Annotated in this window: 25 protein-coding genes; 20 read left to right on the top strand and 5 right to left on the bottom strand. The window is 70.7% G+C overall.

The window, feature by feature from the left end; translation table 11 throughout:
• The first annotated feature begins 28 nt into the window (after positions 1-28).
• The 5 genes from ACIBBH_RS00545 to ACIBBH_RS00525 all read left to right on the top strand — a co-directional run bounded on the left by ACIBBH_RS00545 (position 29) and on the right by ACIBBH_RS00525 (position 4,374).
• Complete coding sequence (locus tag ACIBBH_RS00545) at positions 29-901, top strand: hypothetical protein (RefSeq protein ID WP_399400426.1); 873 nt, start codon at positions 29-31, stop codon at positions 899-901.
• Positions 902-999: 98 nt separating this feature from the next.
• Positions 1,000-2,397, top strand: a complete 1,398-nt coding sequence (locus ACIBBH_RS00540) for a DNA cytosine methyltransferase (RefSeq protein ID WP_399400424.1) — start codon at positions 1,000-1,002, stop codon at positions 2,395-2,397.
• A gap of 65 nt (positions 2,398-2,462) precedes the next feature.
• Positions 2,463-2,903 carry a hypothetical protein gene (locus tag ACIBBH_RS00535; protein ID WP_399400422.1) on the top strand — a complete coding sequence of 147 codons (441 nt, stop codon included), beginning with the start codon at positions 2,463-2,465 and terminating at the stop codon, positions 2,901-2,903.
• 222 nt (positions 2,904-3,125) lie between these two features.
• Complete coding sequence (locus ACIBBH_RS00530) at positions 3,126-3,320, top strand: hypothetical protein (RefSeq protein ID WP_399400421.1); 195 nt, start codon at positions 3,126-3,128, stop codon at positions 3,318-3,320.
• A gap of 178 nt (positions 3,321-3,498) precedes the next feature.
• On the top strand, positions 3,499-4,374 hold the full coding sequence (locus tag ACIBBH_RS00525; RefSeq protein WP_399400419.1) for a helix-turn-helix domain-containing protein: 876 nt from the start codon (positions 3,499-3,501) through the stop codon (positions 4,372-4,374).
• A gap of 301 nt (positions 4,375-4,675) precedes the next feature.
• Here ACIBBH_RS00525 and ACIBBH_RS00520 read toward each other — a convergent pair whose 3' ends face one another.
• Entirely contained in the window at positions 4,676-5,257 is a 582-nt protein-coding gene (locus ACIBBH_RS00520) for a DUF6082 family protein (protein WP_399400417.1), read from the bottom strand.
• 204 nt (positions 5,258-5,461) lie between these two features.
• Here ACIBBH_RS00520 and ACIBBH_RS00515 point away from each other — a divergent pair, with 204 nt between their 5' ends.
• The 12 genes from ACIBBH_RS00515 (at position 5,462) to ACIBBH_RS00460 (ending at position 13,133) form a co-directional block, all read left to right on the top strand.
• Positions 5,462-5,770, top strand: a complete 309-nt coding sequence (locus ACIBBH_RS00515) for a hypothetical protein (protein WP_399400415.1) — start codon at positions 5,462-5,464, stop codon at positions 5,768-5,770.
• Between the two features lie 126 nt (positions 5,771-5,896).
• Complete coding sequence (locus ACIBBH_RS00510) at positions 5,897-6,136, top strand: hypothetical protein (RefSeq protein ID WP_399400413.1); 240 nt, start codon at positions 5,897-5,899, stop codon at positions 6,134-6,136.
• Positions 6,133-7,032, top strand: coding sequence for a phosphoadenosine phosphosulfate reductase family protein (locus ACIBBH_RS00505; protein ID WP_399400411.1), 900 nt, complete (start codon positions 6,133-6,135; stop codon positions 7,030-7,032). Before ACIBBH_RS00510 ends, ACIBBH_RS00505 begins: the two co-directional genes overlap by 4 nt.
• Before the next feature lie 113 nt (positions 7,033-7,145).
• Entirely contained in the window at positions 7,146-7,523 is a 378-nt protein-coding gene (locus ACIBBH_RS00500) for a hypothetical protein (RefSeq protein ID WP_399400409.1), read from the top strand.
• 88 nt (positions 7,524-7,611) lie between these two features.
• Positions 7,612-8,334 (top strand): hypothetical protein, encoded by a 723-nt coding sequence (locus ACIBBH_RS00495; protein WP_399400407.1) that lies wholly within the window; start codon positions 7,612-7,614, stop codon positions 8,332-8,334.
• A gap of 7 nt (positions 8,335-8,341) precedes the next feature.
• A complete protein-coding gene (locus ACIBBH_RS00490) occupies positions 8,342-9,220 on the top strand; it encodes a hypothetical protein (protein ID WP_399400405.1) in 879 nt (292 codons plus the stop codon).
• A 589-nt stretch (positions 9,221-9,809) separates the two neighbouring features.
• On the top strand, positions 9,810-10,190 hold the full coding sequence (locus ACIBBH_RS00485; RefSeq protein ID WP_399400403.1) for a hypothetical protein: 381 nt from the start codon (positions 9,810-9,812) through the stop codon (positions 10,188-10,190).
• Between the two features lie 8 nt (positions 10,191-10,198).
• A complete protein-coding gene (locus ACIBBH_RS00480) occupies positions 10,199-10,624 on the top strand; it encodes a hypothetical protein (protein ID WP_399400401.1) in 426 nt (141 codons plus the stop codon).
• A gap of 118 nt (positions 10,625-10,742) precedes the next feature.
• Positions 10,743-11,093, top strand: coding sequence for a hypothetical protein (locus ACIBBH_RS00475; protein ID WP_399400399.1), 351 nt, complete (start codon positions 10,743-10,745; stop codon positions 11,091-11,093).
• A 496-nt stretch (positions 11,094-11,589) separates the two neighbouring features.
• Positions 11,590-11,898, top strand: a complete 309-nt coding sequence (locus ACIBBH_RS00470; protein ID WP_399400397.1) for a hypothetical protein — start codon at positions 11,590-11,592, stop codon at positions 11,896-11,898.
• Between the two features lie 170 nt (positions 11,899-12,068).
• Entirely contained in the window at positions 12,069-12,593 is a 525-nt protein-coding gene (locus ACIBBH_RS00465; protein ID WP_399400396.1) for a hypothetical protein, read from the top strand.
• Positions 12,594-12,764: 171 nt separating this feature from the next.
• The gene (locus ACIBBH_RS00460; RefSeq protein ID WP_399400394.1) at positions 12,765-13,133 is read left to right on the top strand and encodes a hypothetical protein; all 369 of its coding nucleotides are present in this window, start codon (positions 12,765-12,767) and stop codon (positions 13,131-13,133) included.
• Positions 13,134-13,205: 72 nt separating this feature from the next.
• Here ACIBBH_RS00460 and ACIBBH_RS00455 read toward each other — a convergent pair whose 3' ends face one another.
• Positions 13,206-13,694, bottom strand: coding sequence for a hypothetical protein (locus ACIBBH_RS00455; protein ID WP_399400392.1), 489 nt, complete (start codon positions 13,692-13,694; stop codon positions 13,206-13,208).
• A gap of 344 nt (positions 13,695-14,038) precedes the next feature.
• Here ACIBBH_RS00455 and mobF point away from each other — a divergent pair, with 344 nt between their 5' ends.
• Together mobF and ACIBBH_RS00445 are read left to right on the top strand one after the other, a co-directional pair.
• The gene (gene mobF, locus ACIBBH_RS00450; RefSeq protein WP_399400390.1) at positions 14,039-18,817 is read left to right on the top strand and encodes a MobF family relaxase; all 4,779 of its coding nucleotides are present in this window, start codon (positions 14,039-14,041) and stop codon (positions 18,815-18,817) included.
• 18 nt (positions 18,818-18,835) lie between these two features.
• Positions 18,836-19,132 (top strand): hypothetical protein, encoded by a 297-nt coding sequence (locus tag ACIBBH_RS00445; RefSeq protein ID WP_399400388.1) that lies wholly within the window; start codon positions 18,836-18,838, stop codon positions 19,130-19,132.
• Positions 19,133-19,148: 16 nt separating this feature from the next.
• Here ACIBBH_RS00445 and ACIBBH_RS00440 read toward each other — a convergent pair whose 3' ends face one another.
• From ACIBBH_RS00440 to ACIBBH_RS00430, 3 genes are read right to left on the bottom strand one after another with little or no spacing between them, the layout of a single operon-like run.
• Positions 19,149-20,360: a nucleotidyl transferase AbiEii/AbiGii toxin family protein gene (locus ACIBBH_RS00440; protein ID WP_399400386.1), complete on the bottom strand. Its 1,212-nt coding sequence runs from the start codon at positions 20,358-20,360 to the stop codon at positions 19,149-19,151.
• Positions 20,357-20,815, bottom strand: coding sequence for a hypothetical protein (locus ACIBBH_RS00435; protein ID WP_399400384.1), 459 nt, complete (start codon positions 20,813-20,815; stop codon positions 20,357-20,359). Before ACIBBH_RS00435 ends, ACIBBH_RS00440 begins: the two co-directional genes overlap by 4 nt.
• A gap of 53 nt (positions 20,816-20,868) precedes the next feature.
• Positions 20,869-21,231 carry a type II toxin-antitoxin system prevent-host-death family antitoxin gene (locus ACIBBH_RS00430; RefSeq protein WP_399400382.1) on the bottom strand — a complete coding sequence of 121 codons (363 nt, stop codon included), beginning with the start codon at positions 21,229-21,231 and terminating at the stop codon, positions 20,869-20,871.
• Between the two features lie 99 nt (positions 21,232-21,330).
• Between ACIBBH_RS00430 and ACIBBH_RS00425 the strand changes: the two genes are divergently transcribed.
• Positions 21,331-22,842 (top strand): hypothetical protein, encoded by a 1,512-nt coding sequence (locus tag ACIBBH_RS00425; RefSeq protein WP_399400381.1) that lies wholly within the window; start codon positions 21,331-21,333, stop codon positions 22,840-22,842.
• Positions 22,843-22,867 lie beyond the last annotated feature (25 nt).

Raw genomic sequence — 22,867 nt, 5'->3', positions numbered from 1 at the left:
CCCACCACCAACCACAAGGAGACGGTCCGTGGAACTCGTTCCCATCTCCCGACTGGGCGCCGAGCTGCGCACGCAGGCCCAGCTGGAAGTGCAGGTCACCGACGGCGAGCGGCAGCTGGTGATCGTCCTGCCGAGCAGCCTGGACCAGCTGTGGATCACCCCCGGCCACAACAGCGGGCGGCCCCGGCTCTTCTGGCGGCGCCGCACCTTCCTCGGCACCGCGACCGACGAGTCCGGCTACCTCGACTGGACCGCCGACCCGGCCCCACTGATCCGCTTCGTCATCAACTACGCCTACTCCCGCAGCCAGGTCGCACCCCAGTACCAGCGCGTCCTCGACGCTCTGCGCGGGCGGGGCCTCGACGCGGAGCTGGCGCACGCCGACGGCGGCGGCTTCCAGATCCGCATCGGGCTGCCGGACCTGACGTACCTGCTGATCGGCGCCGACGAGACCCTTCCTCCCCGGCTGGAGCAGGTACAGGGCTGGCACGTCGAGCACTACGGCCCTGAGGACCACATCGCGGTGGTGTACGACTCGATGCCGCACAACCGCGCCCGGGGCGCCAGTCTCGGCGGCGCCCACGTGGACGTGATGGCTGACCACGTCGCCCGGTACGTCGCTAGCGTCATGGCTCGCTACGGCGGCCGTCACCCGCTGGGCGCGCCGGTCCGTCTCCAGCAGGACGCCACCTCCCCCGCCACCGTCGCGTGGCTGCTGGAGGAGCTGGTCCGGCTTCCGCGCCACCACGGCGAGCTGGCCAACGACGGCGGCGCGCTGATCACCATCGCGCGCCGGGACGGCAGCGACCCGGCGACGGTCGAGGTCCCGGCCGTCGTCGTCAACCGGATCAGCGCCCTGCTGCTGGCCGAGGTCACCGCCTGCCAGACCTACGGCGGGTAACAGCTTCCGCCGAGCTGATCGCACCAACGTGCCGGGCCCGGAGGGCAACCGGGCCCGGCACGCCGACTCCACCACCGCACGGCGTGCAAGGACGGACCTTGACCATCACCTTCACCGACATCTTCTGTGGCGCTGGCGGCGCCAGCACCGGCCTGGTCAACGCGGGTTGGGAGCTGAAACTGGCCGCCAACCACTGGCAGACCGCGATCGACACCCACTCGGCGAACCACCCGCAGGCCGAGCACGTCTGCGCGGACGTCTCGAACTACGACATGCGCCGCCTGCCGCGCACCGACGTCCTCTGGGCTTCTCCCATCTGCACGGAGATCAGCCCGGCTGGGGGCCGCCGCCGCAGCAAGAAGGTCAGCGGGCTGACCGAGGAAGAGCTGCGCTCGCTGCCCGATGCCGCGTTCGAGCGGACCCGCGCGACCGCCTACGACGTCATCCGCGCGGTCGAGGTGCACCGGTACAAGGCGGTGCTCATCGAGAACGTCACCGAGTTCGCCACCGACTGGATCCTGTTCGACTGGTGGCTGAGCGGCATGGTCAAGCTGGGCTACAACTACCAGATCGTCTGCGTCAGCTCCGCGCACGTCGGCGACGAGCTGAACCCGGCCGCCCCCCAGTGGAGGGACCGCCTGTACATCGTCTTCACCCGGGTCGGCATGCGCCTTCCGGACGTCGCCCCGCGGCCCCTGGCCCGGTGCGAGGAGTGCGACGAGGACGTGTACGCGCGGCAGACCTGGCGGCCGGGCCACACCGAGACCCGGATCGGCAAGTACGGCCAGCAGTACGACTACACCTGCCCGAACCACGACACCGCAGTGATCGTCGAGCCCTACGTCCGGCCCGCCTCCGACATCATCGACTGGACAAACCTGGGCACCCGGATCGGTGACCGCAAGCGCCCCCTGGCGCCCACGACCATGGGCCGCATCGCCGCCGGTCTGGAGATGTTCCCCGACGATCCCTCGATCGTCACCGTCAACCACGGCGGACACGACGGCCGCGCCTTCCGCCCAGACCTCACTCCGTTGCCGTCGCGCACCGTCAAGATCGGCGAAGGGCTCGTCGTCCCGCCCGGCGCTTTCCCGCACGCCACCACGGCGGACCTGGCCGCCCCGCCGTTCATCGTCGAGTTCCGCAACCACGCCACCGCCGAGCGCGTGGACCGGCCCCTGGCCACCGTCACCGCGGGCGGCAACCACCACGGCCTGGTGATCCCCTTCAGGAAGGGCTCGGTCCCCAAGCGCACCAGCGAGCCGCTGCACACCCTGTCCACCCGTGACTCCGCCGGTCTGCTCCGCCCGGCGGTGAAGATCGAGGACTGCCACTTCCGGATGCTCCAGTGGCGTGAGCAGATGAGCGCCCAGCGCTTCCCCGAGACCTACATCGTCAAGGGCCGCAGCAAGGCCGAGAAGACCATGCAGGCCGGAAACGCCGTCAGCTGCAACGTCCCGCAGTGGCTCGGCCACGCCGTCAGCGCCGTCATGTAACCACCCGCAGGCCGCCCCGCCGGGGGCGGGGCGGCCTGCCCAACCCCTTGCGAGGAGATGACCTCATGCGATCGCCCCGCCCCCGCCGCCCGCGCCCGCCGAAGACGGCCACCGCCGCCGCCGTCCGCGCCCACCTCGAATCCAAGGGTTGGACCCTGGCCACCGTCGGCGGCCGCGAGTGCCAGCTCGACGAGCTGCCCAAGTCCGGCCACTTCACCGTCCGCGACGAAGACCACAACGGCACGCCGACCGTCATCCTGACCTGCTTCACCGAAGAGTACGTCTACGACCTGTACTGCATGGTCGGACAGCTGAAGGAAGCCGGATACGCCAGCGAGGAGCTGGAGTTCGCCGACGCCACGCGCATCCGCGCGGCGACCAGCCAGGAGATCGCCGACCGCGCCGCCTACCAGGCCCAGCGCGTCGCCCCGGTGCTCGCCGCGATCCTCCCCGAGCGTCCTAAGCAGCCCAGCGAACTGCTGGCGCTGCCCGACGCCCTGTTCTGATCCCACGACGACAGCCGCGCCCGCGGGGAGGGCAACCCCGTGGGCGGACGCCACCAGGCCGGCTGGTTCGGGTGCAGGCCGTGCACGGAATCCCGGTGTCGGACCGGGCGATGGGTATGGTGCAGCTGGTGGTCAGCGAGCTGCTGACCAACGCCTACAAGTACGCGCCCGGCCCGTGACTGCTGGACCTGGAGGTCAGCGCGGCGCCGTGGAGATCAGCGTGTGTGGGACACCGATCCGACGCTGCCGGGCGCCCGCGCCGCTGACCCAGACCGGGTCGGGCAGCACGGCTTGGAAATTGTGATCGATGTACGCCGCAGTTTCGAGGTGCGCCGCGAGCCAGTGGGCCAGCGCATCAAGGCGACCGTCACGCTAGCCGACGACCCGGACGGACACCCGGCGGGCTGTCTGCTGTGACGGCCTGCTCAGTGCCTGCTTTCGGTCTCTTCCCGTAGAACGCCTGACGGTCCCAATGACAAGGTCACAGTCCGTTTTGGCAGCCGCGAACACGACGGCATGGCGTCTGATCGACAGCCCTTGTCCATGGCAGTCTGCGGACCAGCACGATGGCTTGAGGCCCGGAGGTAGACCGCTCGTGGCGGCGAAGATCAACCCCACCGTCAGGAGACGCCGTCTGGGAGCCGAGCTGCGCCGGCTTCGCCAGGCCAGTGGGCTGAAGAGCACGGAAGTGGCCGAGCGGCTCATGGTCTCCCAGCCCAAGATCAGTCACCTGGAGAACGGCCGCCGCACCATCAGCCCCCGCGACGTGCGCGACCTGTGCACCATCTACGGGGTGACGGACCCGCAGGTCATCGACTCACTGATGCAGATGGCCAAGGAATCCGGGCAACCGGGCTGGTGGCACGCCTACGGCGACATCCCCCAGAGCGTCTACATCGCCCTGGAGACGGACGCCACCTCCCTCCACACCTACGAATCCATGGCGATCCCCGCTCTGCTGCAGACCCCCGCTTACGCCGACGCGGTCATCGGGGAAACGATCCCCCAGCTCACCGCCGAAGAGGTCGGCACGCGCCTTAAGGTGCGGCTGCGCCGCCAGCACCGGATCTACGACCCGGCCCATCCACTGCGCCTGTGGGTCGTCCTGGACGAATCGGTATTGCGCCGTGTCGTCGGAAGCCCGGACGTCATGCGGGAACAGCTGGAGCACCTGAACGCACTCGGCGCCGAGCCGCACATCACGGTGCAGGTCCTCCCCTACACAGTGGGCGCCCATCCGGGCCTGTCAGGACAGTTCTCCATCCTGCGGTTCGCCGACAGCTCCGCGGCGGCGCCGGTGGTGTATCTGGAGCGGTACACCAGCGACCTCTATCTGGATAAGCCATCCGACGTGCAGCATTACAGCGTGCTGCACGACCACCTTCAGGCCCAGGCCCTCAGCCCCGACAGCAGCCGCGACTTCATCACCGACGTCACCAAGACATACATCGACGCGGCAAGCCACCCCTGAGTGCGGCGACGGCCGGTGAGCGATGGATCCGCCGACAGGCTTCGCCGGCGGTGGAAGAGTGGTGTTCAGGGCTGCGATGTGGGCCGTGGCAGGGGCCAGGTGATGGCCCTGATCTTGAGAACGATCAGTCCCGTTGGGCTTCGCGGGATGCTGGCTGACCGCTTCGGCGGGTGATCCGCCTGGTCATGAACGTGATCGCTGCCCAGGTGATGAGCGATTCAGAGTGCTAGATGAGCCGTTCGTAGTCGCGTGCGTGTCGGCGGGCGTGCATGATCCACTCTGCGGCCACCCGCCTGCGCAACTAGGGCCTGTCCGGCCGATCTTGAAACTCCAGAAGAGCGGACGCTGGCCCCGCCGCCACAGCAGCCCGGTAGCTCTCATCCACCAGGCGAACGAACACACGGTCACGGCGATCACCAGCCTCCATGGTGCGGCGCCACCCGGGCCCTTCGCGTTCCCACTGCTCCCGCGCGATCTCCCCGCGGAAATGCCCGTCGAGTTTCACCACGAGCTTCTCGACGGACAGATGGCCGATGCGGAATCGCTGCAACAGCTCTCCGAGAGCGAGAGACGTGATCAGATGCTGCTGATGCCGCTTCAAAGTCACCGGCGCAACGGGCGGTGACCATGCCTGGAGCAGATTCGGGTCGCTCAGCGCGAGCGTCGCAAGCTGGAGATGGCTGTCCCTGATGGCCTGCTCGTTGCTCGTGCGCGCCTGCCGGACCTGGTAGAGGAGCGAGATAGCCACACCGGCCAAAGCGATGGCCGAGAGCACGACGGACACAGCCCCGTACGTCTGGCTGATGTCACTGAGCTTCCCCCAGTCCGTGCTCGCCGGAGCCACAGCTGCCAGTACGAACGGTGTGGAAACGATCAGCCCCAACAGTCCGAGCCCTAGAAGGCCGTACGCCAAGGCCGTCCGTACCCATGTCGTGTGCTGCGCCCTGCCGCTACCAGTTGTCACACGGTCCCCCCGAAACACTGACTGCCGGTTCGCTGACCAGAATGAAGCTGGCGCTGACGCCCGACAAGAGGCACTCAATCCGGCCCCCACATGATCGGCCGGACAGGTCCTAGCGGTCCCGGCATGTCCCCGGCGTACGCCACCCCGCCCCGGCCGTGCTGCGAGGCGCTGCCCGCCGTCGTCAGCAGCACCCTGCTCACCCTCACCAACCTGTGGCGCCACCAGAGCTGGGCCGCCATCAGCGCAACCGTCCCCATCCCCACCGACGACTTCCCCGCCGCGATCGGCCCCGCCAAGTCGAACAGACCGCCGCCACCGTTCACCTCCTGCTCGCCTCCGGCGGGCGCCGCCCCACCAGGCCGTGACCTTGAGGCGGCGGCGCACTTGGTCGCCACGAGCCGCCGCCCAATCGACAGCGTCACCCAGCATTGACTCCCACTCCCTAATAAGATAGATTTACCTATGTCGCTAAGGGGTGCAACTCCCCGGGCGTTCACGTCCCGGCAGACGGCAGGGCAAGCCGCCGCCGGGGCTCTCCACCCCAACGAAGGGACGTACATGTCCGACACCACATTCCGCCGGGCGGCCGCGGAAGAGGTCAGCTTCGCCCGCTGGAGCGCCCAGGCGCTCGCCGTCGCGCGCGATCTGCGCGTGCTGCCCTCCCGCCCGACCTTGCCCGCCATACCGGAGCAGACCCGCGAGGACGCTGAGATCGAAGCGCTCGCCGTCCACCTGGGCATCCTGGCGCCACACCCGGCCGCACCGAGCCGGCCGACCGCTGCGGGGGGCGCGCGATGACGACCGCCCAGATGTCGCTCTTCGAGGAGCCGACCCTGACCGCCGACGATCCGCTGGGCCTGCTGCGCAACGCCGACCTTGTCGTGCTCAACTCAAGCGGGGGCAAGGATTCTCAGGCCATGGTCTCCTACGTCGCCGGGCTGGCCGCCCAGGTCGGCGCGCTGGACAAGATCGTGGTCGTCCACTGCAACCTCGGCCGGGTCGAGTGGAGCGGCACCCGCGAGCTCGCCGAGCTGCACGCACGGCACTACGGACTGCGCTTCGAGGTCCGCAGCCGCCAGCAGGGCGACCTGCTCCAGCAAGTCGAGGAGCGCGGCATGTGGCCTAGTGCAAGTGTTCGATACTGTACCGCCTACCACAAGCGGGACTTGGTCCGGCAGCTCATCCGCGGCTTCGACGACCGGTACGCCGGTTTCTGGCGCCGGGGCATCGTGCTGGACTGCCTCGGCATCAGGGCGGCGGAGTCCTCAAAGCGCAAGGGCAAGCTCCCGCTGACGCAGGACTCGGCGCTCACCACCCGCGCGCGGTCCGTGTTCACCTGGCTGCCCATCCACGGGTGGTCCGATGAGCAGGTCTGGCAGCAGATCGCAGAATCCGCGCTGCCCTACAGCCCGGTCTATGACCAGGGCATGAGCCGCCTGAGCTGCAGTTTCTGCGTCTTGGCCGGTGAAGGCGATCTGGTGTGCGCTGCCCGGCTGCGGCCGGAGATGGCCGCATCCTACGCCGACCTGGAGGAGCGGATCGGACACCGCTTCAAGGCCGACCTGGCGATGGCCGACGTCGTCGCCCAGGCCCAGGCGCTCGGGCCGATCGCCCCGCAGCCGCGCGGGACGGCGATGCGCCGCCACCTGGGCGACGAGGCGACCGACGCCTACCTGCGCAGGCTCGCGGCCTGACCCACCGGGCGGGGTGGTGCATCGGCACCACCCCGCCCCCGGCCGCAAGGCCGCGCGCGATCTCCCTATGTCGAAGGGGCCTGGTCGCCCCTGAACTCCAGCGAAGGAGAAGCATGTTGAGCGACGACGGATCCGCCGCCCAGGACCGCCCGGCCCGCGGCGACATGCCGGACTCGGCAGGCCCCTGGCCGGACCACCGGCCGGACTGCGCGGGTGGCTGCGCTGGCCGCGGCTACCGCTACGGCTCCAACACCGACGAGCATCCGGAGGCGTGCACCGGCCGCCCGTACCGCTTCCGTGTGCGGGGGGTGCGCTACGACTCCTGGGACGTTCCGCACGTCACCACGCTGTTCTGCACAGACGACGAAGCGGAGGCCGCCCCGTACCGAGACATGGGCCCCGAGCAGGAGGTCTGGGTCGAGGACCGGGACTTCGTTCCCCCACCGTCGCCGCCCGCAGCCCCGGTCAGGGACGACGGTCCGCCGTTCTGACCGGCCCGCCGGCCGGAAAACCGCACGCCCACGGCCCGGCGGCGCGACAGGCCGCCGGGCCCTTCATCAACGAGAGGACCCATCACTCATGGCGATAGCAGCCGCCTCCCCCGAGGCGCAGATCGCGCGGGCGACCGCCGTCCTGCACCGCTACCTGACACTGGGCACCGGCCCCGCAGAGCAGGACCCCGTCGTGCGCGGGCTGGCCGCCGCCCGCTGGTACGCCACGGACACAGGAACCCGGCTCGGCGTCCCGCCGCTCCACGGCACCGAGGAAGCCGAGGCGGAATCGGTCCTCACCCTCCTGTTCGCCGACGTTCTGCTCTACGCCGATACCCGGCAGCTCGACCCCAACGAGCTGTGGCAACGGCTCTGGGCGCTGTACCGCAACTTCGACCCGTTGCTGCCTCCCGCGGCGTCTTTGGCCGAGGCGGACCGGGAGGCCGTGCGCGAGGTAGTCGCGCGGCTGCTTGCGGACCTGCTGCTGTGCAGCGACCGGCTCGGACTGGAGAGCCAGGAGATCGCCAACCAACGGCCACATCGAGTACCTGAACGTCGTAGAAGCGGAGTGACCCTCCGCGTCAACCCGGTCGGGCCTGACCGACCGGCCCGGGGCGGTGTCCGCCGCGCCCGCGCCGGGCCGCAAGCGCAAAGTGGGCCGGCGGTTACGAGCCGAAGCTCGTACCAGCCCCGCCGAAGCGTGCTGGCTCGGGCAAAACCGCCGGCCCTTCTCCACCACCAACGACGAGGCCACATCAGGTCTCCCGCTGGCAGCGCCCATCAGTGTACGGCTCCAGATACGACAGGATGAAACCACCATGACTACGACGAGAGAGCAGTTCGAGCATCGGCTCGCCGCGCTGCACGACCCCTGGGTGACCCGCAAGCAGCTGGAACACCTCGGTGGCGTTTCACCGAAGACGATCCGCAACTGGTTGGAGGCCCACCCCATCCCCGAGGCGAAGACCCGGATCGGCCCCCGCAACACCCAGCTCATCGACAGGCAGACGGCGGCGGAGTGGGTCCGCGCGCGGCTCTTCGGAGGCAAGGAGGGGACCACGGACGTGCCGTCCGGCCCGCGCCTGGCGGCCGGACCGCGCCCCATGACGCACGCCCCCGGCGAACGGTGGCGCCGTGTCGAGATCGCCCGTCTACGCGGTGTGACCCCGGGCGCCATCGGCAACCTGGCCCAGGCGTACGCGAACCACCCGAGGCACCCCTTCCCGCCCGCCGCCGAAGACAACACCCGTGACGCGGCCGCCGTCGCCGCGTGGTTCGCCTGGTACGACACCGAGCGTCCCGGCTACAGCGGGAAGAGCGCAGACCGCGCGGACACCTCGCAGGCGCCGACCGGGAGGGTCGCCGAGGTCGCCGATCTGCTGCGCATCGCCATCGCCCAGGGCACCGACGTGGCCACCGAGACCGTCGCGGCACGGCTGGAGGTCTCACCCGACGTCGCCACCCGCTACCTGTCGCAGGCCGCCCAGGTGGTGATGCCCGAGCACGGGCTGATCGCCCGCAGGCAGGTCCCCGACCTGCTCCCGGCCGCCGTCCGCGACGCGCTGACCCCAGTGCAGCGGCGCGAACGGGTCAAGACCCTGTTGCGGCGCCGAGCGGCGCCGACGCCCGTTCTCGTCGTCGGCGGCACGGAGTACTACCGGCGCGCGGAGGTGGAGGCTCTGGTGACCTCGGCGTGAGGGCGGGGGTTTGTGCCATTGGGGGTGGGTGACGGTACGGGGGGCCGCTGCCGTCGACGGCCCGGCCGAAGCGTCGGCCCGCGCTGCGCGGGCCCGGGTGGGCCGGCTGTGGTGGGGGTGGGTGGTCAGGGTGCGGGTGGTTCCCCCTCCCGGCGGGGAGATTGTGAGGGGGTGCGGCGGACTGTGCGCAAGGTCGTTCCGGAACCTTTTTTCGCCGCTCCTTCGTCGCGGTGAAAAAAGGTTCCGTTCCTCCCCTGCGCTTCGTCCGGCACCCCCTCAAAATCTCTTTTTGCCGGGAGGGGGAGGGGGCGGTCCTCCGGCTTGGCTGGTCGGGTGGCGGGGGTGGTCGGCCGGGTGCGGCCCGGTGGGCGGAGGAGTGCGGAGCGGTGTGTCGTCCGCTGCGCGGACGCTGGTGGCGGGTATGGGTCGGTGGGGCTCAATTCCTGGTGGTTGGTGGGGGTTTGGGGTTGACTCCCCCACCCCAATTAGATAGATTTACCTATGTCGAAAGGGGGCAGGGCAAGCCCCCGACACTCCACCACCAATCGCGCGCGGGATGTGCGCGACGAGCCAGGAAAGAGGCCCGCACATGTATGCGGTGAGCATCGGAGAATTCGTCAAGGTCAAGAATCCGGAAGCCAAGAAGGCGTACCGCTGCGTTAAGCGCACCAAGTACACCACCGATGACCCGTCCCGGATCGCCGAAGACGCCATCGCCATCCTTCGGAATGCCGGGAAGGGAATGCGTTTCTCCGGCATGGAGGAATTCGGAGATTCGCACGGCTTCTGGAACGACGATCACGAGTGCCCGGACGACGGCCCCTCCGACGAGTGCGAGCGGCTGGAACTGGAAAAGTGTCGCGACTGGATCGAAAAGCGGGTCCGCGAACTCGGCATTGGCGACGAATCGGAGGAGCTGCACCTCGGACTGGAAAACGGCTTCACCGAGTTCGTCATCACCGGAATGTGAGCGTCGGCATGGACAGCCTCGAAAGTCTCTTCTGCCACTTGGAGGACATCGCGACGCGCGCCGAGGACTTGGCGAAGTCGCCGAACCTGGACGATGACGAACTGCACGACGTGCACTCGCTGTGGGACACGGCGATCACCGCGCTCCAGGATCTCGGCGTGGCGTACACGCAGCGCGACGGCAAGCAGGTGGTGACCAAGCCGGAGCGGCCGGCGCGCTGGCGCATCCTGTTGAGCCTGGTCGCGTCCGCCCTCAACCAGCTGAACGCCGAGGAGTACCCGGCCGATGTCCAGACCGGCGGTGAACTGGTCGGCGCACGGATGCGCTGGCGTCCGCGCATCCTGACGTACCGCTGGGCTTCGGCGCCCTACGTCATCCGCGAGCCGGAGAAGGGCAAGAAGGCGACTCGCTGGGTCGTGGCCGACTCGAAGTAGAGCCAGACCGGTGCCCGGCCCGCCGCCGGGCACCGGTCGGAGCACCACCCCCCTCCACCGTCCGGGGGCAGGGCAAGCCCCCGGACACTCCACCACCGACTACGCCAGGAAGCGAGGCATGCTCATGCACTCGGTGAGCACCGGCGACTGCACCCTTCCCCACGAGCAGCGAGCCCTTGCGTGGATCGCGCTCCACCGCGAGGTTCCCGCCGAGTGGCCGCCGGAAGATCGCCGCGAAGAGCGCCGGTCCATCCGGGAGGACATACGCGAGCGGTACATCGCGATCGGTCGCATCGCCGAGGACGCGGTGAAGACCGCTTACGAGCAGGGCCGCACCGTGCTCGGCCTCAGCAACGTCGAGGACGGTGAGCCGATCCCGTGGACGGTCATCACGGCCGACCTGCGCAAGGCATGCATGACGGAGTTTCACCAGACGCCCTACGGCACCGTGCTGCTCGACATGGGCTGACCCCCGTTGCCCGGCCGTACGCGCCGGGCACCGCCCGAACCGGAAGGCACCTGACCACCACGGCGGGCGGAGCCACCGGTGTGTCCTGACCTACATGAACGGGAGGAAACGACATGACCGACGAGGAACGTGAGCGCGACCTGGACGACGCGCTGTGGGACGGGCGCGGGATCCGGATCACGGAGGACGGCCCGGTGATCGATGCGGAGGCAGACGACGAGTGACAGCTGGTACCACGAGAACGGCGAACCCGGCGCAGGCGGACGTGCTGCGGCAGTGGGCTGCGGACGCCCGCCATGAGGTGGAGGTCCAAGCGAAGGCCACAGCTGAGGCGGCCGAGCTGGAACGGCGGACTCACCACCCCGATCCGTGCAGCTGACCAACGAGAAAGAGCAGTTGACTCCCCCCACTCCGATAAGATAGATTTACCTATGTCAGAAGGGGGCAGGGCAAGCCCCCGACACTCCACCACCAACCCGAAAGGAACGCAGAGGCGATGGCCGCAATCGACCTGGACGAGACCACCCGCATCGTGCCGGTCTTCGACCCGGTGCTGCGCACCCTGTCCGTGCAGCTGTGGAAGAGCGGCCAACCGGCCGGAATCCACGGCCTGGTCGAGCACTTCACCCACCCCGACGACGTTCTCGACACAATCGACGAGTTCCTGGAGCAGTCCGGTGTCAGGGCGCTCACCGAGCACGAGATCGGCGTGCTCGCCGGTGAGCTGATCATGGCCAAGGGCGGTCCCGACGCAGCCATCCTGATGATGGCCCTCCAGAACCCGGAGTCCTTCCTCATCTGGTGACCCACGCCAGCCGGGGCGGCGCGCGGATGCGCCGCCCCGGCCCCCGCCCCGGAGCCACAACGCGGGTTCGATCCCGCCGTGGCTCCGGGCACCGCCGAGGGACAGGGCAAGTCCCCGGCGGCTCCACCACCAACAACACCATCACCGACACCGCGAAGGAGGCGTGGGACATGCTGCGCGATCCCGAAGCGTTCCCGCCCGTGTTCGAGGTCCGCACTGGCAGCGAGGCCACCGTGGAGGTGGACCTGATGGACGACACGATCCGTCCGGCCAGCGGCCACCCCGCCGGCGACTCCGGCACGGACCTGTTCATCGCGGCCTACCTGGCCACCTACCCGCACCCGCTGCCCGGCCTGGACACCACCACCGCCCGCATCGTACGAGCCGACCAGCTCCGCCAGGGTGACGTGATCCTGGGGTCTTTCCAGCTGGACGACCAGCAGCCCGGCCGCGCGACGTTGCAGGCACACATCCCCCGGTACGCCGACCCCTCACCGGCGTGCGGGCGGTGCAGCCCGGACTGCGCCATGTTCACCATCTCCGCGCAGCACACAGGACGCACCGCGCTGCACATCACCGCCATCGGCCTTGAGGTCACCGACCCCGATGACTCCGGGGACGAACCCTTCAACCTCGACGACTTCGCCGACACGCTCTACCTGATGATCCCGCACCCAACCCGCCCCCAGGAGTAGCCGTAACCCGACCCTTCCCCCTCACGGGCCCCCGGAGAGCGCTGCCACGGCGCCGTCGGGGGCCCGGTGCCGTGCAGTCGCGCTCGGCGCCGCATCCTGTCCTGGATGCGAGGTACTGTCACGCATAGCCAGCGCGCACAGCATCGCCGCGCCCGAGGGAAAGGGGAGCCCATGACGCGCAGCAGGATGACGGAGACGCCGATCGAGGATCTCGACCTCGACTGGATCGGCATGACGATCGAAGTGGACACCCCGGACGGCAGCCAAGTCGGGTTCCGCCTCGCGCGCTACGAGAAGACCACGCGCGACGGCGAACCGCTGTGGATCCTCTTCAGCGCCGACCACCCGTGGCGCACCGAAGTGACCTCGGGCGCGAAGATCCGGTGGATACACCGGCCGGCCGATCCTGGCCGACCGACAGGGCACTACCTCCCCCAGCAGCAGCACACCAGTCCGGTGACAGCTCCTCCGGCCGCGCCCGCACCGGGTCCGCTCAGCCCGAACTCCTGGGTGACTCCACCGGCGCCTGGAACCCGCTAACCCGCGCCGGACGCACCGCAGCCCCCGACCTGGACCGGTAACAGCCAGGTCGGGGGCCTCGGTGCGTCTGCGTCACCCGGACAGGACGGCCGACCCCTCTGCCGCAGCGGATGTCTCGTCGGTCGGCACCGGAGACGGCGACGGCACCGACGGCGACGGCGGCGGCGCCACGGTGGGCGCTGTCGGCGACGGCGATCCCGGGTCAGACGGAGTGCTCGCGGCGCCGTCCAAGGTCGCCTTGATCTCGCGGACCACCGCCTCGGCCACACCCAGGCGCTCCGCCACGGACCGCACACCCGTGAGCGCCAGCATTTTGCCCACGACGTCGGTCATCTGCTCCCGGAGCTTCCCGGTCTCCCTCTCCACCTCCCCGCGCACCTTCTCGGTGTACTTCCTGATCTTCTCGTCGGCCGCGGATTCCTTGTCGGCTATCTCGTCCTCCGCCTCGAACCAGGCGGTCGCCAGGTCCTCCAGCTGCTGCTCGCGCTGCCGACGCTCCGCTGTGCGGGCCCGAGCCTTTTCCCTCGCCTTGAGCTGGCGGGTGGCCCTCCGCTCTGCCATGGATGTCCTCCCCATCAGTAGGTGCATGGCCATTGTGGTCCCCACGCAGCGCCCGATGCCACGGCGAGTTGACCAGCCGTCGGGCCGGACCGCCGCAGGCCGGGGTACCCGGACGGCCCGGACCGGCCCTTGTGGATAACCAGAACGGCGCGGTTGTCCCCAGGGGCGCTCAGGAGAGCGCCCCTGGGGACAACCGCCGGCGCTGCGCGGACCGCGCCAACGGCGCGGCCGGGATTGCTCGTTGGCCGGCTCGTTCCTCACCTTCCCCAACTCACTGCACCCGACCGCGCCGTTGGCGCGGTCGAAGCTCTTGCATTCACAATGACACAAGGTAGGCTGAGCACATGATGACCATCCACAAGCTCAGCGCTGGGGATGGTTACCTGTACTACACACGTGAAATAGCCACCGGCGACGAACGCCGGTCGAGCAAGCGTGAACTGAGCGACTATTACACCGCCGAGGGCAACCCGCCCGGCGTCTGGGTCGGCGGCGGGACCGCCGAACTCGGTGTCCGAGGCACCGTCACCGAGGCTCAGATGAAGGCGTTGTTCGGTGAGGGACTGCACCCGGACGCCGACCGGATCATCGCCGACGCCCAGGCCCAGGGGCTCAGCCCTGCGGCCGCGACAAGGCAGGCCAGGCTGGGCCGACGGTACTACCAGTACGAGCAGACCGAAGGTCCGCTCGCCGCTCGGATCCAGGACGCGATCCAGGATTTCGAGAAGCGCGAGGAGCGCGAGGCGACCGACGCCGAGCGCAAGCGCATCCGAGGCCGCGTCGGGGCAATGGCCTTCCGAGAGGACTTCGGCCGGGCCCCGAAGGACGCCGAAGAACTCAGCCGCTACATCAGCGCCAACACCTCCTGCGACCGCCAGGCGGTCGCCGGCTACGACCTGGTCTTCCGCAACAAGTACGGCTCCGTCCTGTGGGCGCTGGGCGACGAGGAGACCCGTCTTGAGGTGCAGGCTGCCCACGATCAGGCCATCGTCGAGACCCTTGCCTGGATCGAGAAGAATGCCCTGGCGACCCGCACCGGCATCAACGGCATCGCGCAGGAAGACGTGCGCGGCGGCCTGATAGCCGCCCGCTACCGGCACTACGACAGCCGCCGCGGCGACCCGCTGCTGCACGACCACGTCGTCGTCGCCAACAAGGTCCGCGGGCTGGACGGCAAGTGGCGCAGCATCGACGGAAAGCTGCTCTACGCGATGGGAGTTGCAGCCAGCGAGCTGTACAACCAGCGCGTGGTCGAGGAGCTGTGCCGTCGGCTCGGGGTGCAGGCAGAAGAGCGGGAGGTCACCCCCGGCAAGCGGCCCGTGATGGCCATTAGCGGCCTTGACGACGACCTGATCGAGGCGTTCTCCAAGCGCGCCCAGGACATCCGCAAGGACCTGGATAAGCTGCTGCAGGAGTACCGGCGCCGGTACGGCAAGGAGCCGGATACCAGCGCCCGCATGGCGCTCATCCAGCAGGCCGCGCAGATGTCCCGGCCGCACAAGAAGAAGGCCCGCGCGCTGTCGGATCTGCGTGCCGCCTGGCGCGAGGAAGCTATTGCGCTGTTCGGAGCCGCGCGGATCGACGGCCTGCTGGACCACCTGCGCGCCATCGCCCGAGGCTCGGCCACGGATGAGGACCCGGCGGCAGCGGTCGACGTCGAGCAGGCCGCGCGGGACGTGCTCCAGGTAGTCTCCTCCGAGCGCGCGGTGTGGGGTGAGCGGCACGTGCTCGCCGAGGCCCGGCGCCACGTTCTTCGCCTGACCCAGGGCCGCGGTGACACCTGGGGACTGGCCGAGCGGATCACCCGGCAGGTGATCGGACACGGCTCGATCGACCTTACTCCCCCGGACCTCCACAGGCCCTTCGCGCCGCTGCAGCGCGCCGACGGCAGCAGTATCTACCGGCGCCGCGAGTCCCGGCTCTACACCTCCAGCGAGGTCCTGGCAGCGGAGTCACGTATCCTCAACGCCGCGCGCACCTCGGTCATCCCGGCGCTGGGCGCCGACCGCTTCGCCGCCGTCGCCGAGCGCTTCGACGGGCCCCCGCTCAACCCCGGCCAGCGGCGCCTGGCCCAGGCGTTCGCCTGCTCCGACAAGCTGGTCGTCGTCGGCATCGGCCCGGCCGGCTCCGGCAAGACCACCGCGCTGCAGCTGGTGCGCGACGCCGTTGCCGTCGGCGGCGGCCGGCTCATACCCCTGGCCCCCTCCAGCCGGGCGGCGAAGGTCATGGAGGATGACCTGGGCACCGTCGCGCACACGATGCACAGTTGGCTCGCTCAGCGCGACCGGCTCGCCGAAGGACGCCGGGTCAAGGACGCCTTCCAGCTCCGCCCGAGCGACGTCATCATCGTCGACGAGGCGGGCATGGCCGGAACCCGCAACCTTGCCCGGATCGTCGCCGAAGCCGAAGCGGCCGGCGCCCTGGTCCGGCTGATCGGTGACCCCGCGCAGCTCGGCGCGGTGGAGTCCGGCGGCGCCCTGCGGCTGGTGGCCCGCGAGGTCGGCGCGGTGGAACTGGAGCAGCTGCACCGCTTCCGCGCAGAGGGGGAGGCGGAGGCCACCTTGGCCCTGCGCGACGGCGATCCGGCCGACGCATGGACCTGGCATCTCGCCCAGGGCCGGATCATCGGCGGCGCCCCGCAGGAGATGCTGGACTCCGTCTTCGCCGCCTGGCAGACCGACACCGAGGCCGGCCTGCACTCGCTGATGATGGCCGACGACACCGATGCCGTGCGCGAACTCAACCTGCGTGCCCAGGCGTTCCAGATCGCCTCCGGCCGCCTGGACCTGACCCGCTCCACCGCCCTGCGTGACGACCTGCAGGCGGCCGTCGGCGACCTCATCGTCACCCGGAAGAACCAGCGCCGCCTGACGGTCAACGGCGGCCTGGACTTCGTCAAGAACGGCGACCAGTGGCGCATCGAAGCCCTCGATCCGGCGGGCAACGCCACCGTCCGGCACACCGGCCACGGCGGCCGCGTCGTGCTCCCGGCCTCTTACCTGCGACGGCACGCCGAACTCGGCTACGCCTCCACCGTGCACCGCGCGCAGGGCCTGACGGTGGCGACCGCGCACGGCCTGATCACCGCCCGGACCAGCCGCGAGTCCGCATACGTCATGGCCACCCGCGGGCGCCTGTCGAACCGGCTGCACGTGGTCGCCGACGAGGGCCAGAGCATGCGCGACGTCCTGGACACCGTCGCCCACAGCAGCCGCGGATCCATCTCCGCGCACGAGACCATCCAGGCCGAGCAGGACCGCGCCTACAGCATCGGCCAGCTGGCGGCCGAGTACACCGACGTCCACGCCCGCGCGGTCAGCCACCGCCTCAAGAACCTCGCCCGGCGCGTCCTGGGCGGTGCGGCCGAGGCGTTCATCGACTCCGACGCCTGGTCGGCGGTCGAGCGCTCGCTGCGGAAGGCCGAGGCCGAAGGCTGGGACGCCGCACGGCTGCTCGCCGCCGCGTACGCCGAGCGCGACTTCGCCGACGCCGAGGACGTCTCCGCGGTGCTGTCGTGGCGCATCGACGCCCAGGTCGAAGAGGGCCGCGCCGCCGCCGAACGCGCCGCTGCCCGGGAGAGTGAGCCGGGCCGCAGCCGTCCGCTCAAGCACCTCGACGAGCAGCTGCTCGACCGCCTTCTTCAGCGCGCCGAGCAGCTGCGGCGCGAGGCGCTGGAGGAACTGCACCGCGCCGACGCGGCGGTGGCCGGCCAGCCCCGCCACGTCGTCGTGGACGGCCTGCCGCACCCGGCGTGGCCGCGTCGGCCGCACGGGCATCTCACCCGCGCCGACCTCGCCGCCGCCATCTCCGATGCCCGGCGCCGCATGCGCCGCGCCGCCCTCGAAGGGGACCACGTCGCCGAGCGTGCCGCCGCCGCGGAGCACGCCATGCTGCGCCGCGAGCAGAAGCTGCGGCGTGACATGCGTCCGCTGGACCGCATGCGTGAGGACTGGCAGCGCGAGCGGAGGCGCGGCGCCAGCCATACCGCCCGCCAGCCGGTGGAGGTCACCCGCCGCGAGCTGACCGCCAACCTGCACCGGCAGGACGAGGCCCGCCAGCGGCTGCGCCGCGCCGAGATCATCGCTGAGCGCATCCGTGCCGAGCGGCGCCTGCGCGACCAGCTCCCCGACGGCCCCGCCCCGGTGCCGGACAACTCCGGTCCGCTCCCGGACTGGCTGGCCCCCTCGGCCGCCGTACGGGACGCCGACACGCCCGAAGCCTGGCGCGCGCACCTGGTCGAGCGCCGCATCGTGCTCTCCGAGCGGCTGGAGCACAACGGCGCGCTGCTGGCTGCCGATCCGCCCGCGTGGGCGCGCGTGCTCGGCCCTGTCCCGCACACCGGCAGCGAGCTGCGGACGCTGTGGGAGCGCACCGCCGCGCTGGCGGACGCCTGGCGGGTTCGGCACGGCCTGGACGACTCCGTTGAGGGCATTGGCGAGCAGCCCGAGGATCCCCGCGACGCCCACGCCTGGGCGATCTTCCAGGAGCGGATCGACGAGGTCGGCCGGCGCACCCGGGCGTGGGCCGCCGCCCGCGCCCGGCCGGACGATCCCGTCTCCGGAATGCGCATCGCCGCACGCACCGCGGAGAACTTCCACTTCCGTCTGCTGGAGGCCCGCTTCACCGACGCCGACGACCGGCAGGCGGTCACGGCCGCCGCCGCGGCGTTCGCCGACGTCGCCTTGCGCCTGGTGCTGAACAGCGAGGATCTGCCGGAGGAGTGGCTCCAGCAGATCCCCGCCCCCGACGAGCAGGACGAGGAGCAGAAGGCCCAGTGGCGGCAGCTCGTAACCGCCTTGGCGGTGTGGCGGATGCTGCACCAGACTGACGCGGACGACCCCCTTGGGGAGAGCCCCGAGGAGGCCGAGCTGCGCGCGCAGTGGACCGAGCTGCACGACGCCCTGACGCTCTTCCAGCGCTCGCGGATCCAGCAGCGGCTCGCCGAACTGCGCGCCCAGCGCGAGCGCGAGCGCGCCCGTCGTGGCCTGCCGCCGACCGCCGGCCCGGCCACCGGTCGGGCGTCCGCGGCCCCCCGTCGAGCCCGCCAGACGGCCGAGGACGAGCAACAGCGCCAGCAGCGCCCCGGACCTGGTCTGGGCCCCCGCCGGGGCCCGGGAAGCTAAGAACGAAGGAGAGGAACGATGGAGGACCAGCCGACCGACGGCCTCAGCCAGGAGCAGCGCGGACAGCTCGCCGCGTGGCTCGCCGAGCGGCAGGCACGCATGGCCGCCCTGGGGCACACCCCGGCCCCGGAGGGCACCTTGGATGAGCGGCTGCGCGCCATGGACGCCGCCTTCGAGGCCAGCCCCGACCGGGACGACGAGAAGGCGCAGGAGAACCACGAACTTCGCCGCACCGTGGCCATCTTGGAGGAGGCCATCCGCGCCCTCCTGGGCGGTCAGCTGCCCATGCCCGGTGCGGCGGCGGCCCCGAACTGAACGGGGTGCTGCCTGGTTACCGGCGCACGCCCTCCGAACCCGGCGCCTGGCCCGGCCGGTGCATCTGCCACTCCTCTTCCGCCTGAGCGTGCCGGCGGGCGGAGGGCGTGGCAGTCAGCCGCTCGGCCACGCGCTGGGCCTGGGCTGACTTGCTTCCGGTGCTCTGGATCTCCCCCGCCACCGCCCGGCGCACGGCGGCCTCCTCCGCCCGCTGGCGGGTTGTCAGCCGCGCGCGGCGGCGCATCTCCTGGTTGATCCGCTCCACCTCGTCCGCCGCCGCCTGCGCCTGCCGCATCTGCTCATCAAGGTTGTCCGGCAGCTCCTGGCCTTGGGCGGCAGCCGCCGCCGCGCGCTCCAGCTCGCGGCGCGCGTCCACGGCCTTCGCCACCGCCTCGCCGCGCACGGTGCTCAGCTGCGGATAGCTCAGCATCGCCAGCTGTCCCGCGCCGGCCACCCGCCTCAGCGACACCTGCGCTTCCTGCCGGGTCATGGCCTCCAGCCCGACCGCCAGCCGCGGCTCCACGCGGTACACGTCGTGCTGCTCGGACACCAGCCGTTCTCCCCAGGCCAGCATCTCGGTGCGCGTCTGCGTCGCGCGCACGGCGTCGAGCCCGTAGACGGCGAACGCCTCGTCCGGCACCTCGGCAGCCTGCGCCAGGCGCAGATACAGCTGCTCGGCGATGTCCGCCTCCGGCACCCCGCGCACCTGGGCGATGCCCGTCACGTAATCGGAGATATAAGAGTCCACCGCCTCCGGCCCCAAATGCTCGCGCAGCGTGGCCAGATCCACGTAATCCTTCGCGAGGGCCCGCTTCTGCGGCGCTTCCAATTTGTTGTAGAGCAAATCACCGATAGCCGCGACGGGTATTCCGTTGACAATCTCGGGCTCGAAATAGTGGTCCATCCGAACCATCTGCACGCTCACCGTGCCGTGCTCCGGATGGCTCACCCGAAAGTCGGCGTTCTGATCGCACCGCGCCAGCGGATGGAAAGCCCCGGTGCGCGTCACCTCGACCTGATAGCCCCTCTCGCGCAGCGCCGCGAACACCGCGGCCCGCACTGAATCCGCGTCGAGGATCTTGTAGGTGAACAGGTCGATGTCGTCCGACTCGCGTGCTCCGCGCACCCCGTGGACGTGCAGCGCCAGGCTGCCGGACAGGTGGTAGCCGCGCGGGCCGCACACGCCCAGCACGATGCGGGCGACCTCCAGCTTGGCCTCGCGGTTCACCCGCCACCTCGCGACGCCTCAACCAGCTCCGGGAACCGGCCCTCCCACACTCGCAAGATCTGCGGCGGCGCCAGCCGCTGCGGCCACAGCTCGCGCAGCAGGCCGCGATTGAGCAGCGCCGCCTGGTCCTTGGCGCTGCCGTCCACCAGCACCCGCTTGTACAGCGTCACCCGCTGCCAGGCGCTGGACAGGTCCACCCGCGGGCCCAGCTCGGCGTCGACCAGGTACACCGGCAGCTCCACCACGCCGCCGTCCGGACCGGCCAGCGAAGCCAGGTCGCTGACCACCTGGAAGCCGGAGTACAACAGCCAGTCACTGATCTCCGGATCCGCCAGCGCCTCCGCGATGTCGGAGGCGACCAGGCCCTCGCGCCCCGCCTGCTGCATCATGGCCTGCTCCGCCGCCCTCGCCCGGCGCACCCGCTCGAAGTTCGGCCGCGGCGTGATACCGCCCATCTCCTGTCCGCCTCTTCCCAAAAACGCTGCTGTCTGGATCTCTGCCGGATGCCCTACGCGTCGTAGAGGCGCCCGGCCCGGCGGAGCGCTCCGCCGCCGGTGGCCTCCTCGACCGGCACTGCAGGGCCCTGGGGGACCAGCTGCCGCACCCGCGGCGCGCTCTGGCCCGGCTCGGGTGTCTCGACCCACCAGCGCCCGCCGTCGTCGCACCACACCCGCGCAGACGCGCCGCCGCCGGCCGTTTCAGCGGCCACCGGCCGCTCAGTCTCCGGCACCACCGGCACCACGGCGGCCACTCGCCGCCCGTTGCGCGTCAGGTACGTCACCTCGCCCAAGTAGGCAGCCCGGTTGACGAGTTCGCCGAGCTTGCCCCGCGCCGCCTCGATGCCTTGCTCCCTGTCACCTACGTCACCCATGCCGTGCACCCTACTCCGAGAAACCTTAAGGTCCTTCAGGATAGGGTGGGGTCCACAGCGTTTTCTTGGCAGCAACGGCCCCTGGTTTTGGAGGACTTGATGAGCGATCGTCCAGCCACCTTGCCCCTCGGCCGGACCGGCACCGCCCGCCCGGCGGCGAGGCACGGCCGGGCGGCGAGGCGGATAGCCGCCCCTCTTCTGATCGCCGCGGCGCTGGCCACCGTCAGCGCGTGCGGCGGACCCGGCGCAGCGCACCCCTCTTCCTCGCCGAGCAGGGCACAGGGCACGGGAGCGCCGCCGGTGCGGCTGCCGGTCCCGGACGGGTTCGACACCTCCCGCGGCTGGAGCACGAAGGCGAGCCCGGAGACCCCGGACGTCCAGGCCGGAGCTAGCGGCTTCCCGCTGGTGGCCATCGCGCCCCGCAGCAACCTGGTGGTGCAGGCCGCCGAAGACGGCTCCCGCGTGCAGGCGTACGACCTGGCCACCGGCAAGGTCGCCTGGACCTTCACCCCTACCACGCTGAGCGACGCCCGCACCGGCGTCTTCGTCACGACCGCCGGTGGCCGCGAGCAGGTCCTGCTCGCCCGGCAAGGCAAGACCAGCGGCGACGGGCTGAACCAGTCCGCCCCCACCACCACGGTGGACATCATCCCCGCCGGCTCCCCCGCCAAGGCGACCGCCGCCCACCATCTCGACCTGCCCGTCCCCGCCGACCAGGCCCTGTCCTTCGCCACCACCGACAGCGGCTTCCTGGTCGGCACCGCGGACCACGGCACCTACAGCCAGGCCACCGTCGTCGACCCGGCCACCGGCACCAAGCGTTCCGTCACGGCCAAGGACATGACGGTACCGGGCTGCGGCGGGTCCACCTGCACGCTGAGCGCCACGCCGGCGTTCGCGACCTCCGCCGGCGTGGTCTCCACGTTCCAGCAGACCACCGGCTGCGACCAGTGGGGCAACGGCAAAGGCCAGCCGTGCACCACCGGCTTTAAGGTCGGCGACGCGTGGACGAGCACCACCACCGCCCCCAGCGGCATGCACACCGGCATCCCCCTGGCCGTGACCGGCAAATATCTCATCGCCGCCTGGCACGCCAGTGACGCCCAGACCGACCAGCCCGCCCTCAGCGCCGACTCCAAGACCACCTTCACCGTCCAGGAGCTGGCAACCGGGAAGACGATCGCCTCGGTCAGCTGCACCTCCGCCGATCAGCTGACCTTGCAGCCCGGATCGGCGCAGAGCTCCACCCGCACTTCCGCGAACGGCCGCTACCTGGTCTCCGGACAGACCGCCTTCGACCTCAACTCTCGTACCGGCCGCTGCTACACCAGCTCGGCGAACAGCAAGGGGATCGACTTCACCGCCGTCGGCGACGACGGCACCGCCTACGGCCTGATCCACACCGGCGACAGCACCGACGCCTCCAGCCTGTACGGACGGCTGCCGATCGCCCCGGACGGCACGGACAGCACCGAGCAGGGCGCCCGCGTTGACCTCGCCTCGGGCAGTGCCAAGGCGCTGTCCGAGGCAGCCGAGGTCCCCATCTACCTGGCCGCCTCCGACGGCGTCTTCCGCACCGGCGACGTCCTGGCGGTCTACCCCCGCCGCTGAACGGCGCCCGCCACTGGCCCCGAGC

The sequence above is a fragment of the Streptomyces sp. NPDC051636 genome (genome assembly GCF_044453765.1).
Classification (GTDB): Bacteria; Actinomycetota; Actinomycetes; order Streptomycetales; family Streptomycetaceae; genus Streptomyces.
Note: the sequence above shows the minus strand (reverse complement) of the source record. Positions and strands in the feature narration are given on the sequence as shown.

Excerpts from the sequence above, each read along its gene's own strand:
- ACIBBH_RS00535 (WP_399400422.1), top strand. The coding sequence starts at position 2,463 with ATGCGATCGCCCCGCCCCCGCCGCCCGCGCCCGCCGAAGACGGCCACC.
- ACIBBH_RS00515 (WP_399400415.1), top strand. The coding sequence starts at position 5,462 with ATGTCCCCGGCGTACGCCACCCCGCCCCGGCCGTGCTGCGAGGCGCTG.
- ACIBBH_RS00510 (WP_399400413.1), top strand. The coding sequence starts at position 5,897 with ATGTCCGACACCACATTCCGCCGGGCGGCCGCGGAAGAGGTCAGCTTC.
- ACIBBH_RS00505 (WP_399400411.1), top strand. The coding sequence starts at position 6,133 with ATGACGACCGCCCAGATGTCGCTCTTCGAGGAGCCGACCCTGACCGCC.
- ACIBBH_RS00500 (WP_399400409.1), top strand. The coding sequence starts at position 7,146 with ATGTTGAGCGACGACGGATCCGCCGCCCAGGACCGCCCGGCCCGCGGC.
- ACIBBH_RS00495 (WP_399400407.1), top strand. The coding sequence starts at position 7,612 with ATGGCGATAGCAGCCGCCTCCCCCGAGGCGCAGATCGCGCGGGCGACC.
- ACIBBH_RS00490 (WP_399400405.1), top strand. The coding sequence starts at position 8,342 with ATGACTACGACGAGAGAGCAGTTCGAGCATCGGCTCGCCGCGCTGCAC.
- ACIBBH_RS00485 (WP_399400403.1), top strand. The coding sequence starts at position 9,810 with ATGTATGCGGTGAGCATCGGAGAATTCGTCAAGGTCAAGAATCCGGAA.
- ACIBBH_RS00480 (WP_399400401.1), top strand. The coding sequence starts at position 10,199 with ATGGACAGCCTCGAAAGTCTCTTCTGCCACTTGGAGGACATCGCGACG.
- ACIBBH_RS00475 (WP_399400399.1), top strand. The coding sequence starts at position 10,743 with ATGCTCATGCACTCGGTGAGCACCGGCGACTGCACCCTTCCCCACGAG.
- ACIBBH_RS00470 (WP_399400397.1), top strand. The coding sequence starts at position 11,590 with ATGGCCGCAATCGACCTGGACGAGACCACCCGCATCGTGCCGGTCTTC.
- ACIBBH_RS00465 (WP_399400396.1), top strand. The coding sequence starts at position 12,069 with ATGCTGCGCGATCCCGAAGCGTTCCCGCCCGTGTTCGAGGTCCGCACT.
- ACIBBH_RS00460 (WP_399400394.1), top strand. The coding sequence starts at position 12,765 with ATGACGCGCAGCAGGATGACGGAGACGCCGATCGAGGATCTCGACCTC.
- ACIBBH_RS00455 (WP_399400392.1), bottom strand. The coding sequence starts at position 13,694 with ATGGCAGAGCGGAGGGCCACCCGCCAGCTCAAGGCGAGGGAAAAGGCT.
- mobF (WP_399400390.1), top strand. The coding sequence starts at position 14,039 with ATGATGACCATCCACAAGCTCAGCGCTGGGGATGGTTACCTGTACTAC.
- ACIBBH_RS00445 (WP_399400388.1), top strand. The coding sequence starts at position 18,836 with ATGGAGGACCAGCCGACCGACGGCCTCAGCCAGGAGCAGCGCGGACAG.
- ACIBBH_RS00435 (WP_399400384.1), bottom strand. The coding sequence starts at position 20,815 with ATGGGCGGTATCACGCCGCGGCCGAACTTCGAGCGGGTGCGCCGGGCG.
- ACIBBH_RS00430 (WP_399400382.1), bottom strand. The coding sequence starts at position 21,231 with ATGGGTGACGTAGGTGACAGGGAGCAAGGCATCGAGGCGGCGCGGGGC.
- ACIBBH_RS00425 (WP_399400381.1), top strand. The coding sequence starts at position 21,331 with ATGAGCGATCGTCCAGCCACCTTGCCCCTCGGCCGGACCGGCACCGCC.